Raw genomic sequence first — 15,536 nt, 5'->3', positions numbered from 1 at the left:
ACTTGGATTATTAATATACACCTTATATATATGCTGTGAAATAGTTTTCTTCTAGTTATGTATCATGTTTACATCCAAGCAACTTTTAAAGTGCTTCATATAATAGAGAAGAAAGGAGTGTGAAATGATATGAAGCCTCTATCGGTGAAGAATTTAACAGCGATTACTGCAGGTAAATTATTGCAAGGGTCGGATGAGGTGCTGATCCAGTATGGCGCATATCGGTTAAAACAAGTGAAAAAACCGTACACAGCTCTATTTACAGACAAACGCATAGTAAACTGGAAAAGTCTTGAATCGCTTGCTCCTCTAGTGCTTGTTACAGAGTGGGTGTATAGTCAGCATGAAATTCCTCAACACGTAATAATTATTCAAGTAGAAAATACAGATGAGGCCTACTGGAAGTTTGTACATTATTATCGTAGTCAATTTGAAATCCCTGTTATTGCAATTACCGGAACATCAGGCAAAACTACAACAAAAGAGATGATAAAACATATTCTTTCTGCTGAAAAAGAAGTAACCGCTACGACTTTAAGTAGTAATTCTAGAACCGCTTCATTGCAGTATTTACTTAGTATTGAAGAGGAAACAGAAGTAGCAGTTTTTGAAACAGCTGTTGGATCACCAGGAGATGTAAGAAAAGCAGGGAAGTATTTTAAACCGACAATCGGTATTATTACCAATATCGGCGCGCACCATTTAAACTACTGTAAAACTTTGGAAGGTTATATACAGGCGAAAGGTGAAATGGTTGAAATAGTGAATCCAGATGGTGCATTAATTCTCAATGCAGAAGATGTCAATATACGAAAAATTGATTTATCGAAATTTAAAGGACGTATTATTTACATCGGCCAGCAAGCATCATGCCATTATAGAGCAAGTCATATTCGCTATGTAGAAAATGGTATGCAGTTTACATTGCATCATAAAAAGAAAAAATATGAAGTTTTCGTTCCTGGATTTGGAGAACATCAAGTCTATAATGCATTGGGAGCGATTGCGGCCATTCATGAATTACGTGTACCGATTTCCGTAGCGATTAAACAATTAGCGACATTCAAGAAAGTGAATAAGCAACTACAACTTTTTGAAGGAATCAATGGTTCTATATTGATCGACGATACTTGGAGCTTAACAACAACGTCCTTAGAAGCTGCTTTAAAGGTCTTAAATTCATTAGGAGAAGGCAAGAAAAAAATTGCCATTATCGGAACGATTACGGATTTAGGGTCCTGGGGGTATATTATCCATGAGCAAGCAGGAGAATTAATCCATAAAATTGGTGTAGATGTTCTTATTACTATTGGAGAGCACGCCCGAATTATGGCTGATCGTGCAGTAAAATTAGGCTTTAGTAAGCCCGTTTATATATTTAATAATAATATTCTCGTTTATAAGTTATTACATGAAATAGTAGATGAGAATACGATTATTCTAATAAAAGGAGATATGTATAGTAAGCAAATTTCCCAACTGGCCGCTGATTTAAAAGTTAAAAAAACGTTGCCAAAAGAAAATGATTCTAGGCAATAATGCACTTGTCATGAAAGCTGGTTAAAGACTGTGTCGCATAAAGTCATATCATAATATTGTATAGTAATCTTCTAGAAAGGAGCGCTTTAAATAAAGGATAAAGCATGTCATCAAATAATAGTTGTTACTAGAAATAGGGTAGAATGGTTCTTCATTACCCACACTTCTAGTGATTATATTTCATACTATACTGAGAGGGGGGAGGAGTTCACGTGCAAAATATTCGCGTGACTGTGGTTAGAAAGTTACTACAAGGGGATTTAGTAAGTGGTTCTGAGCAATGGTTTATCAAACATGCCATCTATTATAATCGCCATGATTTGACGCAAAAGAATACACTCATGTTTATCAATAGAAGTGAGACCATTAATTGGGAAGAAATCGATAAAAAGGGACCATCCCTCGTTATTTCAGATAAACCTTTAGAAGAACTAAAAAAAGCACTACCGAATACAACAGTTATTCGAGTGAAAAGTACGTTGCAGGCATACTGGAAGTTTATTGAGTATTATAGAGGGCTATTTGACATACCAGTAGTCGCATTAACGGGTACATGTGGAAAAACAACTACAAAAGAAATGATTAAACATATTGCGAGCAAAGACTGGAATGTGCAGGCATCTATTAGTAGCAAAAATGAACCTCGCCAATCTTTACCTTATTTAATAGGCATCGATGAAACGACAAAAGCAGCGGTTTTTGAATTAGGGCTAGGGAATACGGGGAATATTAAGCATCAATGTATGATTTATCGACCGACGATTGGTATTATTACAAACATCGGTGTCCATCATTTAGATGGCTGTAAAAATCTTGAAGGCTATATAAAAGCTAAATCTGAAATTTTAGAAGGAATAGCTGAAGATGGCACGTTAATCATCAATGCAGATGATGAAAACACAAAAAAAATTCCTCTGCATACGTTTAAAGGGAAAATTATTACGATTGGGGTTCAGGGAAAAGCCGATTATAAAGCTTCGAACATGCAATTTATAAACAACGGTATGAAATTTACCCTGCAAGTAGCTAAGGAAAAATATACAGTATTTGTACCTGGCTATGGAGAACACCAAGTATATAATGCATTAGCGGCCATCGTTGCTGCAAAAGAAATGGGCATGTCCATTCAGAATGCAATCTCACGTTTAAAAACATTTAAACCGATGGCAAGGCATCTAGAAATGTCAACCGGTCTTAAAGGAAGTACTATCGTAGATGATACATGGACGAATAATCCTACATCGGTTGAAGCAGCCTTGAAAGTTTTAGATACGATAGGAAAAGATAAAAAAATAATCCTTATATTAGGTGATATAAAGCGATTGGGTCTTTTCGAAGAGAAGTATCATCGTGAGATTGGCTCCATGGTGGCTGAGCGAAATATTCAAATGCTGATTACTATTGGAAAAAGAGCCGAACATATAGCAGAACAAGCAAAAAAAGATGGCACTACTGCGGAAGTTCATGTTTTTAAAGATGTTGCAGGAGTTTTAGAATTACTCAAACCAAAACTTGACCAAGATACGATTGTGCTTATAAAAGGCCCAATGTCGAGTAGATCCATGATTGAATTTGCCAATCATCTAAAGGAAATCTAACAGCATAGCAGGGCAATCTTTATGGTAGCAATGACAAGCAAGACTTTAACGATGTAAAATTCCATCCAACCATTTAAAGCGAAAACATAGCATACAAACGTGTCAATGACACTGCTTTGTATGCTATGTTTATGTTTATATATTGCTAGCAGTCATTCAAATGTTTATTGCTAGATTGTTTGTCTTTTAAAATACTCGTTTTGCTGTTAAATAATGTTCCTTATAATAATCAACAAATAGTACTCTTGTCGTAACACCGCTTGAAGTTGGGATGATGAGACGTTGATCGCCAGCGTAGATAGCTACAAGCGATGGGTTTTTCGAACCTTTCACACCATTAAAGAATACTAAGTCACCCTTTTTCAAATTGGCACGTGACACCGTAGTTCCTTTCGCCATAAGTTCTTTTAAGTTTGTAGTACCAAGTTTTACGCCACTTTTACGGTAGACATATTCAACGAAACCAGGTGCTGTAAAACGTAAACTTTGTTCATTTATTGTGGAACTAATGGTTGCTTTATTTTTATAAGTAATCGCATTTTCTACGATTTTATCGCCCTTTGTTGCGGGGTTGGCAGATAATAATGTTGGTAATACTCTGCGAGCAGATACATAATTGTCTTTATAATATGGCTTACTATTCATATCTGAAATGACAATATTTTGCTTGGAATCAGCCATATGAATAATTTTGTTATTACCAATGTACATGCCTACATGATCAGGATCCGTGCCTGTTTTTTTACTTTTAAAGAATACTAAGTCACCTTTTTGCAATTGGTTTCTTGCAACATATGTCCCTTGTTGTATCATGTAATTTTCATTATACGTACCAAGATCTACACCATTCTTTTCAAAAATATACATAAGGAATGAAGCACAAGAAAATTTGTAAGGATATGTAGACTTGTACACGCTATTACTGTATGTAGCCTTACCAATTAAGCTTTTCCCTGTTTGAATCAGTTGATCGGCCTTTGCTGCAACGGCCTGGTCATTATTTTGCGCATTTGTCGTCGCTGCCTCCACTTTTATCGGTTCAAATGTACCTTGAACGATTCCGAATGAGCTAAACCCAATCGACAATGCTAATGTAGTTGTTAAAAAATGTTTTTTCATGCTGTTTTTTACCTCCTGTAAGCGAGCAGTAAATTTTTCTGTTTGCTTGCCATTGCAATAATCGTAGCATGAAAAACACGGGGTTCTGCTAGGTAAATGTTTCCACAGTGCACGTCAACCTACCTGAAAACCTTGATAGTAAAGGCTTTATCGCTTGAATTTACAGTTTCATTACAAATGTTTCAGTTTGTGATGATAAAAGTACGATTGTGTTATAAACAATCGGATCTTTTTCTATATTAAATAACATTACAATAGAATTTAAAAGGAAGTCAGAATACTTAAAAAATGATAAGCAATGTGGCAATAGAGCGTACTGCCATACGAATTTTATAAATCAAATTAAGAATATTTTATGATAGAAAAATAACTTTTTTGCTCGAATAATGCTTATATAAGCACGCTTTACAATCTTATTTCTTATCATCTTTTGTTATGAAATACATAGTTCGAGTCATGGGAGTTAAAGGGATAATATGTTATATTTAGGGAGAAAACAAGCAAGACTTTCATCCTCAAAAGCTAGCGAAAAATGTTGTTTCATAGAAGTAATTGATAAAATTTCACTAACGAAAGGGGAAAATGGTATGTTACAGAAACTGAGGTTCAAAACCATTCGAGCAAAAATTTTGAGTGCATTTTTCATTGTTGTATTTTTTATTGCTTGTTTTAACACGTATAGCTACTTTGCCAATAAGCGTGTCATTTCTGCTGGCGAAGAAATTGTTTATAAAGAATTACAGTTGCTAACAGCAAATGAAAAGTTAGCATCCACAATCAGTGTTCGAACAACTGCTGCAAAAAGCTATGTTCTGACTGGTGATCAGAAATATAAAAAAGAATTTGAAGCATACGTAAAAATTGCTGAAGAAAATAATAAACTATTAACGGAATTATCAACTGATACAAATCTATCGAAAACTGTAGAAAAAGCAAGGGAATGGCGAGGTTTTGTGCAAACGAAAGTGTTTGATGAATATGATAAAGGAAATGTAGAATTGGCTATACAAAACTTAAATTCTATTGACTCGCTTGCTACAGAGGTTAGAAAAGGTTATGAGGGGCTTGCGCAGGCAAGAGAAGCTTCTATTAATGAGCTAGGACAGGCAATGATTGCCCAATCGAAAGAGTCACTGAATGTAGGGTTAGCAATAGGCGTGATGATAACTTTAATCGCAATTGTAACCGCTTACATATCAGCGCATATGATTGCTAATCCGATAAAAGCGGTAATTGAAAAAATATCGCAAATGGCAGATGGCGATATAAGTCAGCCTCCATTGCCAGAAAGAATGAAAGATGAAATTGGCTTGCTGGTACAATCGACAAACACGCTCAATCAAAAACTTCATGAAATTATTGGATCAATCCATGTTGTTGCGGGCAATGTAGCTGCAAATAGTGAGCAGCTTGCACAATCTTCGCTAGATGTAAAAACAGGTGCAGAACAAATAGCATTGACGATGCTTGAGTTAGCGGGTGGTTCGGAATCCCAAGCACATAATGCAAGTGACTTAGCGCAAATAATTGATACATTTAAAGTAAATGTCCAACAAGCAAATGCACAAGGCATTGATTTACAAGGCTATTCAAGTGAAGTATTACAACTTACGACAAGCGGTCAACAATTAATGAACACATCGACACAGCAAATGTTTGCCATTGATACGATCGTGCAAGAGGCTGTTGCAAAAGTAGCAGGGTTAAATAGACAATCGCAAGAAATTTCTAAGTTAGTATCAGTTATTGACGATATTGCCAATCAAACAAACCTATTAGCGTTAAATGCTGCAATTGAGGCGGCACGGGCTGGAGAACAGGGAAAAGGCTTCGCAGTTGTAGCTGCTGAAGTGCGCAAACTTGCGGAACAGGTTTCTTATTCGGTCACAGATATATCATCAATTGTGGGGCGCATTCAAAACGAAACGGTTGGTGTAACAGCTTCCCTTCAAACGGGATATGAAGAAGTAAAAAGAGGAACAGAGCAAATTACGAATACCAATACAACCTTTGAACAAATAGCCTCTGCGGTTAATAGTATGTTTAGTAATATTCAAGGAATAACAGAAAATTTACAAGGTATTTCAACAACAACAGAGCACATCAATCGTTCTATTGATGAAATTGCTGCTATATCCGAACAGTCCGCAGCAGGTGTAGAGCAAACGACTGCAACAATCGACGAGACAGTCGTAACGATGGATGAAATTTCAAAAAATACAGATGATCTCGCTTCGATGGCTGAACGTTTAAACAAAGAAGTACAGCATTTTAAATTATAAACAATAAAAGCAGCCACTTTGCAATATTGGCTGCTTTTGTCATTTAGATGGGTTGCATCATCTCTACTCGATTACCGAAAGGGTCTCGAAATTCAAAGCGTTCAACATGTGGAATTGGCACGCAATCAATTATTTCGATTTGGTGTTCGGATAAGACGTTCTTCCAATGCGCTACGTTGTCAACTTGATAGGCAATATGCGCTTTTGTTGTATATCGATCAAACCCGTCCTCTGTCCCAACATGTACTTCTTGATTTCCTACTTGTAACCAAAAGCCCCCACGTCCTTGAAGAGAGGTGGGTTTCTCTATTTCTTTTAGCCCCAGTACATGGCAATAAAACGCTTTCCCCTGTTCCTCACAATCTTTTGGAATGGTAAGCTGTACGTGATGTAAACCGACAATCATCATAATCCTCCTTTAATTCCTTTATATTTACGTATAACTATATACTTCGCTTCACTACTTGGAATACCTTCTAAAGTATGATAATAAGTCTATCTTTTATTAGAATAATATTTCCTTAATAACAAGTATCGTTTATTTTGACAGCAAATAAGTACTTAATCAATAAATTGATTTTAGAAAAGTTATACTTTTCAGAAAAATATATGTTATAGTAACAACATAATTAAATATTGTGTAAGAGTTGGTGCCAAATGAAAGTTTGGCTTAAAAGGGAAGTCGGTGCAAATCCGACGCTGTCCCGCAACTGTAAATCGGAGCAATTCACAAATGCCACTGGGAGACTGGGAAGGCTGTGAGGCGTGTTGATGAGAAGCCAGGAGACCTACCAATATCTAGTACACACCAAATAACCTACGTGGAAATAGGTGGTGAGATGTGACCCAATTGGCACTGTGCGACAACGAATCTTTATACGATAATCAACCTTTATCGTATCGTTTCATCATAGCTAAATTGTATTGACAATGACTACCATTTTCCTGAAAAGGAAGATGGTTTTTTTATTTTAATTAAAGGGGAGAAGGATATGACGTATTCAACGACAGCAATTGGTTACCCATATATAGGGGGAGAACGTGAATGGAAAAAAGTATTAGAAGCCTTTTGGAGAAATGAGCTGACAGAAATTGATTTTTTACAAAAAATGAAGGAAATTCGTCTTGCTCGTATTGATAAGCAGCTCCGTATTGGCTTAGATATTGTGACTGTTGGGGATTTCACACTATATGACAGAATGCTCGATACAGCAGTAATGTTTGGCTTAGTTCCCAAGCGCTTTGGTTGGCAAGGAGGCAAAGTGGAATTACAAACATATTACGGAATCGCGCGTGGTAATCAGGATGCAGTCGCCAGCGAAATGACAAAGTGGTTTAATACAAACTATCATTACATCGTACCAGAATTTGAAGGGCAAGCTCTGGAGTTAACAGAAAATAAAATTCTTGCGGATTTCCTTGAAGTGAAAGAAGCATTTGGTATTACAGCCAAACCAACGCTGATTGGGCCCTATACCTTTTGTAAGCTAACAAAAGGCTACGATAAAGTATCGCAAGTTGCATTTATTTTAGCACTATTACCACTTTATACGCAGGTTATCAAAGAACTCGTTACAGCCGGTGCTAATTGGATTCAATTGGAGGAGCCTGCCTTAGTTACCTCATTAGATGAGACAGAGGTTAAACTAGTGCAAGAAATCTATATACAATTAGCAGCAACTGTCCCCGAGGCGAACATCATGCTACAAACTTATTTTGAATCATTATCAGCTTATAAAATGCTTATCGAACTACCAGTAAAAGGAATTGGTTTAGATTTTGTGCATGGCTATACGCATAATATGGAGGCGCTACGTCAATTTGGTTTTCCACAGGATAAAGTATTGGCAGCCGGCGTTATTAATGGACGAGATATTTGGCGCGCTAATTTAGCAGAGGTTAGTACAACAGTTAGAGCAATTGAACAACTGACCAGTGCCGAGGAGCTATGGATTCAATCATCATGCAGCTTACAGCATGTGCCAATCTCCACAGCACTAGAAACAAAATTAGAGCCAGTCTTAAAAAATGCACTTGCATTTGCAGATGAGAAATTAGTGGAACTAACAGAGGTAGCAAAGTATTTAAACGAAAAAAATCATGCAACAAATTACACTATTTCCGAAAGTATGAAGGCGATCGAAGCGTTAAAAAAACATCCTGTTCGAAATAATCAGGCTGTTCACAGGGCAGTACAAACAGTGTCAACACAGGATTTTGAACGGCAAAGTGATTTTAAAACGCGTCAACGAATTCAGCAACAGGCACTTCAATTACCGTTATTCCCAACGACTACAATAGGTAGCTTCCCTCAATCGGATGAGGTAAAACGGACACGTAGTGCATGGCGGAAGAAACAGTTGTCCGATGAAGCTTATGCAACATTTGTCGCACAAGAAACGAAACGTTGGATTGAAATACAAGAAAATTTAGAGATCGACGTACTTGTGCATGGTGAATTCGAACGTACGGATATGGTGGAATACTTTGGTGAAAAACTCACAGGGTTTGCTTTTACAGAAAAAGCTTGGGTCGTATCGTATGGCTCCCGCTGTGTGAAGCCACCGATTATTTACGGAGATGTTGCTTGGGCGACACCTATGACAGTGAAAGAAACAGTCTATGCTCAAAGTTTAACAAATCGCTACGTGAAAGGAATGTTAACGGGGCCAGTAACAATCCTAAACTGGTCCTTTGTACGGGATGATATTCCACGGAAAGATGTGACCTATCAAATAGCACTTGCTTTAAGGAAAGAGGTAGAGGCACTCGAAGCGGCCGGTATTGCTATTATTCAAGTCGATGAACCTGCTTTGCGTGAGGGCTTGCCATTACGCACGGAAAATTGGGGCGCTTATTTGGACTGGACCGTGAATGCATTTAAGCTAGCAACGGCGAACGTAAAGGATGAAACTCAAATTCATACACATATGTGTTATTGTGAGTTCAATGATTTTATAGAACCAATTAGTGCACTCGATGCTGATGTACTATCTATTGAGACGTCTCGTAGCCATGGAGAGCTGATTGCATCGCTACACATCCGTCCATATGAAAAAGGGATTGGATTAGGTGTTTACGATATTCATAGCCCTCGTGTACCGAATGAACAAGAAATGTTAACAATCATGCAAGATAGCCTACAAGTATTATCGACTAATCAATTTTGGGTCAATCCAGACTGCGGGTTGAAAACGAGAAAAGAGCCAGAAACTATTGCGGCACTTGCCAATATGGTGGCAGCTACCAAAACATTGCGTCAACAAATCCAACAATCAACGTACTAATTGAGACAGCCCCCTAAGCGTAAAAGTGCTTAGGGGGTTTTTTAGCAAATTGTTCGCAGGCAGGGCTAGCACTAATTTTTATGGTGTTACGCCACAAAAGTGGATTTTCCTCTCGTGCTGCCATACAAGAGTGTCGTGCATTCCACGCAATCAACTTGTAAAGTTTGCTTGCTCATTATAATGCTGCCCCGAAGTAAGGTGAAAATAAATCTACATTTGAGAAGGGTAACCTATGTAAGAGGAACCTTTGTAAAACATGAGTTGTGCATATAGAAACATTTCCTTCATAATTTTTCTTATAAAGAGTATTTTATTCTGTTTTTATGGATTTAAGCATGGTAAGCAGTACCCGAATAAGGTTTACTTCAGTAAAATAAGGTATAGTATATGTGTTGAGTAGATTTTGTTAACGACGAGTAAAGTAGGTGAACAAGCGTGGGGAAATATCAATTGGATACTAAAGGTAAGGTAGCTGTGGCAAAGTATCATGAAAAAAACAAACCTGCCAAATTTGATAAAAAGCAGCAAATTGAAAAAATACGTGCGGAGTATTTGAAAAAGAAGCAAGAACAAACAGATAAATAAGATGAATAACATAGGAAGACTAGAGCTCCCTATGTTTTTTTATTTCCTTCTTTAACATTAAAAATAAGAAAAGTACACCAACCTCTACGATTATCGGGATATACATACTATTTAAATGGAAGAATAGCATACTTACCAAAATGGCTATACAAATAAAGATAGAGCTATATTGATAGTTTTTTGATTGGTAAAAAAATGCATAGGGTAACAAATGGGCACCGTAAATAATTGCATATGCAGGTAAGACCAACATCGGTGCTTTAATTAATAGAAGAATACAAATGATTAAGTATAAAATTTGATTGTTTGTCGCAATCAGCAGACCATTAATCAATGGATTTTCTTTATAAAATAAATCGACATTTACTATTTTGGCACAAACAATGGAAACGGGAAACAGTAAAGCACCACAAGATAAAATGCCAATGTTTTTAATCATTAAATCTATAGGAAGTAATGCGATTGTTGTAATCACTCCCCAAATAAAGAGGGAAGCCATGATAAACGGGAGCCCCTTCTTTTGTTTTTGCGCAATATCATTTAATAGGACGTGTAAGCTAGTATTAATGTTCATTTTCTGTCTCCTTCATGTTCTAGCGATTGATTCAAGCTAGCTGCTAGTCTTTTATTTTCATATTTTGAGAAAAAGTAAAATCCGATGATATGACCGATCAACGTGATGGCGAAAATCAGCAACAAATAAGGTTGAATAAATGCTAACATTTGCCCTGAAAAAAGGTAGACCATGCCTACGCCACAGAAAAAATTTAAAAACGTACTAATGATAATTTTGAACGTACCTTTTAATGTGGAGTAGTTCCATAAGTAAGGGTAGGCGATACCAAAAACGATACCAAGTAGTACACTAATACCAATTAAATTCCAAATATAATAAAAGTTGACCAGTTCTTTATGTAAATTAAAAAGTGTTATTAAAAACACAATCCAAATCAATCCCAAAAATGAAGTGGACATAAAGCTGTTTTTTAAGTCTTTGATCATATTAATTTCTCCTTAATAGATTTTGCATAATGTCTACTGACAATATACTTATTTTGTTGTTTTGTTATAACTTCCAGTCTTGCGTGGCTTCCTGATGCAAACGACTGGATTTGATTCAAATTTAAAATCATTGAATTGTTAATGCGTACTAATCTAAAAGATTCTAAGTAAGCTAGTTCTTTTAAAATCTTATTCAGTAATAGTTCAGTACCATCTATTAAAAAGATTTTAGTAAAATGACCAGCTGCTTCAATGGCTTCGATAGTATGGAGGTCAATCAGTACCTGCCGATTTGTTTTAAAATCTGTTGCACTTAATGGTATAGATTGTAAAAAATGCTGTTCCAATGTAGAAAGTAATGTTTGATTTGATGGATGACTAATAATGTCAATTTCAGATGACGGTTGTTTGTTTTTCCAAATAAAGTTGAATTTCATGTTGTTCTCCTTTCAGTTTTAATCGTAGCAACACCGGTTTGTTCTTACCATGAATTTTCGATTTGTTGCAAAAAAAATTGACTTTGTTGCAACTCGATTTAGTAAGCTATACAACGATATATGAATATTGCATTAATATGTATTAAATGGAAAATTTGCCACTATACTAGATATTAGTAATCTATTTGAATAGTGTCAATGTACACAATTCTTTAACAGACTAAATGGAACAAGTGGTATGTTTTTTAGCAAATTCATTATAAAAATTAATTAAAGAGGACTAGTTCTTTTACCTTCCACAGCTGATTGTGGAGGGCTTTTATTATATAAAAAGGAAATGGTTTGATGAAAATAGACAGATGTTATGACTTGAAACATGAAATGCATAAGGTTGTATGAGCAGCACAGGTCAAACTGTATTGGCCTATTTCAATTGCTGTAGATATTAAAGTAAGCACGTTAAAAGCCATATACTTGTAGGGGCTCATCTTTTTAATAGAAGCTATTCCTTATTGAAACGTCCAGCGCTTTTTTATAATTGGTTAAATATAAAATAGACCTACTTTGGAGAATTGGCTATTTTTATTACAAATGGAAACAGTTGTCCAAATATACTTTATTTGAGGTATTATAAAAGAGTTCGAATAAAATTGAACGAGAGAGAGGAGTATGTAATATGAAAATAACAAGCGTAGTTATAACAATTTTCGCACCTTTACTTTTAATGATTGCAGGGTGTAGTTCGCAGCCAGAAGAAGCATCTATGGGCGAAGTGGAAAAGGAAATTTATACGCAAGAACAGGTAGAGTCTATGTTCAGTGAAGATAGTTTGGAGGCAGCGAAAGAACGAATAGAGGAACGGGGCGGCGCAGATTATATAGTACCACCTGAGCATACTGCTATCGGAGAAAATCAAGCAACGGTAGTAGAACTTCAAGAGTCGGACATTTTAGACGGAGAAGATTCGAGTTTTGAAAAGTATGACAACGTAGGAGAAATACGTCTTGATACGTTAGAGCTGGACTCTACTTTTGAGGATCAAGATAAATATACAAATGTGCTGCTGAAAGAATTAGGCATGCAGGATAGTTATTATGCAATACATTTTCCTCTATTGTGGACAGCCGGTATTCTTTCAGATGGACTCAAAGAGCATAGTGATGGCACTAAATCTTTTTATCTAAGTAAATACTCTGTGCTTGTAAATTGTCACTATAAGGGCGCTAATTCTGACGTGAACGAAAAACTTCTTAGCAATTTGAAGCACGCATATAAAAACAATATGCCTGTAATTGTCTATGGCGAATATGAGCAGTATCTGACCGAAGAAGGATACGCTGACTATCGTCTGATCATTCATCGAATAGGCTTTAAAGAGGTCATTTAATTCAAAAAGTAAAACTAAGGGGTTGAACAATCCTACATGACTAAAACTTTGCCAATGTGAAGGAGGGGCTTATGATATTTGGCTTTAAGTAGTATCAACTTTACAATCATCTTTGCTACATGATAAGTATCATGTTCACGAAATAATATACACATGTCAACGTACATAATTCTTTATGGTATAATAATAAAAACGGAATAATAAGATAGAGGTACAAATCGAATTTCGATTTGTTTAAAAGGGAAGATCGGTGAAAAGCCGACGCTGTCCCGCAACTGTAAATGGGAGCACATTTCAAAAAACCACTGTTACGTTTGTGTAATGGGAAGGTGAAACGTGTGATGAACATAAGCCAGGAGACCTGCCTTTATCTAGTACAACCAAAAAACCTACGAGGATAGGGGGTGTTGAGTGTGACTAGAGAATTTCTTCTGCATGCTCATAGTACGACGATTGTCAAAAGGGTAGCTTCTATGCATAATAGAATGCTTTTTCTGTCATGGCCATCGACGTATTATGTCGTGTATTTGTCATAGTAGGCATCTTTCTAAAGAAGGAAAGATGTTTTTTTATGCTAAAAATGAAGGAGTGTATCACATGAATCCACATGTTATCGAGTATTATGAAAATCTTTTTAAATATGAAATTATGCAAAAGCAGTTTGATGGAGCTAGAAAAACGTTAAATGAGCTTGTCGAACAATTTTTTGGGCAAGATGAAGCGCATCATTCAGACATTTATACAGCTTATTGCAATGTTAGAAAAGAAATAATCGGCTAAAAATAGCGGTAGGCTACTTTCGACAACCCATTAAAGGGATGCGAGAGTAGTCTTTTTATTTTATTAATTTTTTTTCTAGGACTTCATTCTTATTTCACTTTTATTTTATATAATAAATTTGCTTTTAATATAAAATCGATTGGAGAACTAGAGATGAAAAATGCAACTTATTCAAGTTTTTGGCGAATGCATTTTTATGCGGCATTATTTATTACACCACTTCTAATCACACTGACATTAAGTGGCATTGGGTACTTGTTTTATACAGATGTAGAAGATCATTTATATGAGGACTACTTCTTTGGCAATAGTAACAAAACCGAAGTATTGACAATCGACGAAGGGGTTCAACAAGCGGAAGCGGCATTTGCGGGTTATACAACAACCAAAATTATTGAGTTAGATGAGCCTTACAATACACGATTAACACTGTCAAATAGTGAAGGCGATCAACGCTATGTGTTTTTAGATGATAATAATCAAATTGTTGGTCATCAAGACCCTACATACACATTTTCTAATGTGTTAAGAAGCTTACATAGCTCCTTGTTTGTTGGTGGAACGGTAGTCAATTATTTAGTAGAATTAGCGGCATGTTGGGCAATCTTTTTATTGCTATCAGGTCTATACATGACCTTTAAAGGAAAAGTATTAAAGAAAGTAAAACAAGCAAATAAACGACAAAAAAATAGAAAATGGCACGCCCTACTTGGAACGATTATTACAATTCCAATGGTTATTATCATTTTTACTGGATTACCTTGGTCTGCATTTATGGGGAACTTTATATATACAGCAGCACAAGATAATCCGTCCTTCGGTATTCCGTTATTACAACAACAACCGCCGACATCTGATATGAGTGAAATTCCGTGGGCAACACGTCAGGAAGAAGCACCATCTTCGTCTAAACATGCACACCATGGAATGGGTGCTGCAAGTACAAGCAGAAACGAAAATCAGTTAGATGTGGCAAGTTTACAACAACAAATTGAGGCTAATGGCATTACAAAGCCATATTCCATTATTTATCCGACAAGTAATGACGGTGTTTTTACCGTGGCTAAATCAAGTAATACAGGGGTAACAGGACTCGATGTGAGCCCTTATGACGAAGCGACAATGTACTTTGACCAATATAGTGGTGACTTTATTTCTAAGGTAAACTATGATGACTATGGCATTTTGGCAAAATGGTTCACATGGGGAATTCCGTTACATGAAGGTCACTTATTTGGTTGGCCAAATAAGCTAATTAACTTACTCGTTTGTGTAGCCTTTTTAGGTGTTATTTTCTGGGGATTCCGTACATGGTTATTGCGCAAGAAAAAAGGCCTACTATCAGCACCCCCTCAATTATCACAGAAAATCTCGATTCCTTTTATCGTGATAATCGTTCTATTAGGTGTTATGATGCCGCTATTTGGCCTATCTTTAATACTTGTCGCATTCGTTGAATTCGCGATGAAAGCAATGAATAAAAATAAACCGACAAATGACATGAACTAAAAACCTTTTAA

Annotated in this window: 13 protein-coding genes and 2 riboswitches; of the genes, 8 read left to right on the top strand and 5 right to left on the bottom strand. The window is 36.2% G+C overall.

The annotated features are described in order from the left end of the window. Positions 1–129: 129 nt before the first annotated feature. Together LS41612_RS13720 and LS41612_RS13715 are read left to right on the top strand one after the other, a co-directional pair. Positions 130–1,539, top strand: coding sequence for a Mur ligase family protein (locus LS41612_RS13720; protein WP_024363592.1), 1,410 nt, complete (start codon positions 130–132; stop codon positions 1,537–1,539). Between the two features lie 212 nt (positions 1,540–1,751). Then, positions 1,752–3,137, top strand: a complete 1,386-nt coding sequence (locus LS41612_RS13715) for a UDP-N-acetylmuramoyl-tripeptide--D-alanyl-D-alanine ligase (protein WP_024363593.1) — start codon at positions 1,752–1,754, stop codon at positions 3,135–3,137. A gap of 186 nt (positions 3,138–3,323) precedes the next feature. Here the strand turns inward: LS41612_RS13715 and LS41612_RS13710 are convergent, their stop codons facing one another. Then, positions 3,324–4,256: a C40 family peptidase gene (locus LS41612_RS13710; RefSeq protein WP_024363594.1), complete on the bottom strand. Its 933-nt coding sequence runs from the start codon at positions 4,254–4,256 to the stop codon at positions 3,324–3,326. A 587-nt stretch (positions 4,257–4,843) separates the two neighbouring features. Here LS41612_RS13710 and LS41612_RS13705 point away from each other — a divergent pair. Beyond that, positions 4,844–6,538, top strand: a complete 1,695-nt coding sequence (locus LS41612_RS13705) for a methyl-accepting chemotaxis protein (protein WP_024363595.1) — start codon at positions 4,844–4,846, stop codon at positions 6,536–6,538. 43 nt (positions 6,539–6,581) lie between these two features. Here the strand turns inward: LS41612_RS13705 and LS41612_RS13700 are convergent, their stop codons facing one another. Beyond that, positions 6,582–6,944, bottom strand: coding sequence for a VOC family protein (locus LS41612_RS13700; protein ID WP_024363596.1), 363 nt, complete (start codon positions 6,942–6,944; stop codon positions 6,582–6,584). A gap of 225 nt (positions 6,945–7,169) precedes the next feature. Then, a riboswitch (cobalamin riboswitch) is annotated at positions 7,170–7,348 on the top strand. 182 nt (positions 7,349–7,530) lie between these two features. Between LS41612_RS13700 and metE the strand changes: the two genes are divergently transcribed. Both metE and LS41612_RS23345 read left to right on the top strand, forming a co-directional pair. Beyond that, a complete protein-coding gene (gene metE, locus LS41612_RS13695) occupies positions 7,531–9,825 on the top strand; it encodes a 5-methyltetrahydropteroyltriglutamate--homocysteine S-methyltransferase (RefSeq protein WP_024363597.1) in 2,295 nt (764 codons plus the stop codon). 435 nt (positions 9,826–10,260) lie between these two features. Next, complete coding sequence (locus LS41612_RS23345) at positions 10,261–10,410, top strand: hypothetical protein (RefSeq protein ID WP_024363598.1); 150 nt, start codon at positions 10,261–10,263, stop codon at positions 10,408–10,410. 19 nt (positions 10,411–10,429) lie between these two features. Here LS41612_RS23345 and LS41612_RS13685 read toward each other — a convergent pair whose 3' ends face one another. The 3 genes from LS41612_RS13685 to LS41612_RS13675 are packed head-to-tail and all read right to left on the bottom strand — an operon-like array spanning position 10,430 to position 11,849. Further along, positions 10,430–10,984, bottom strand: coding sequence for a DUF7010 family protein (locus LS41612_RS13685; RefSeq protein WP_024363599.1), 555 nt, complete (start codon positions 10,982–10,984; stop codon positions 10,430–10,432). After that, positions 10,981–11,412, bottom strand: a complete 432-nt coding sequence (locus tag LS41612_RS13680; RefSeq protein WP_024363600.1) for a hypothetical protein — start codon at positions 11,410–11,412, stop codon at positions 10,981–10,983. Before LS41612_RS13680 ends, LS41612_RS13685 begins: the two co-directional genes overlap by 4 nt. Beyond that, entirely contained in the window at positions 11,409–11,849 is a 441-nt protein-coding gene (locus LS41612_RS13675) for a LytTR family DNA-binding domain-containing protein (RefSeq protein ID WP_024363601.1), read from the bottom strand. The genes LS41612_RS13680 and LS41612_RS13675 overlap by 4 nt, the downstream gene beginning before the upstream one ends. Positions 11,850–12,525: 676 nt before the next feature. Here LS41612_RS13675 and LS41612_RS13670 point away from each other — a divergent pair. From LS41612_RS13670 to LS41612_RS13660, 3 genes are all read left to right on the top strand, one after another. Further along, complete coding sequence (locus tag LS41612_RS13670) at positions 12,526–13,236, top strand: hypothetical protein (protein ID WP_024363602.1); 711 nt, start codon at positions 12,526–12,528, stop codon at positions 13,234–13,236. A gap of 192 nt (positions 13,237–13,428) precedes the next feature. Next, positions 13,429–13,619: riboswitch (cobalamin riboswitch) on the top strand. Positions 13,620–13,833: 214 nt separating this feature from the next. Next, the gene (locus LS41612_RS13665) at positions 13,834–14,016 is read left to right on the top strand and encodes a hypothetical protein (protein ID WP_024363603.1); all 183 of its coding nucleotides are present in this window, start codon (positions 13,834–13,836) and stop codon (positions 14,014–14,016) included. 153 nt (positions 14,017–14,169) lie between these two features. Further along, a complete protein-coding gene (locus LS41612_RS13660; protein ID WP_024363604.1) occupies positions 14,170–15,525 on the top strand; it encodes a PepSY-associated TM helix domain-containing protein in 1,356 nt (451 codons plus the stop codon). Positions 15,526–15,536 lie beyond the last annotated feature (11 nt).

Source organism: Lysinibacillus sphaericus, from assembly GCF_002982115.1.
GTDB lineage: Bacteria > Bacillota > Bacilli > Bacillales_A > Planococcaceae > Lysinibacillus > Lysinibacillus sphaericus.
Note: the sequence above shows the minus strand (reverse complement) of the source record. Positions and strands in the feature narration are given on the sequence as shown.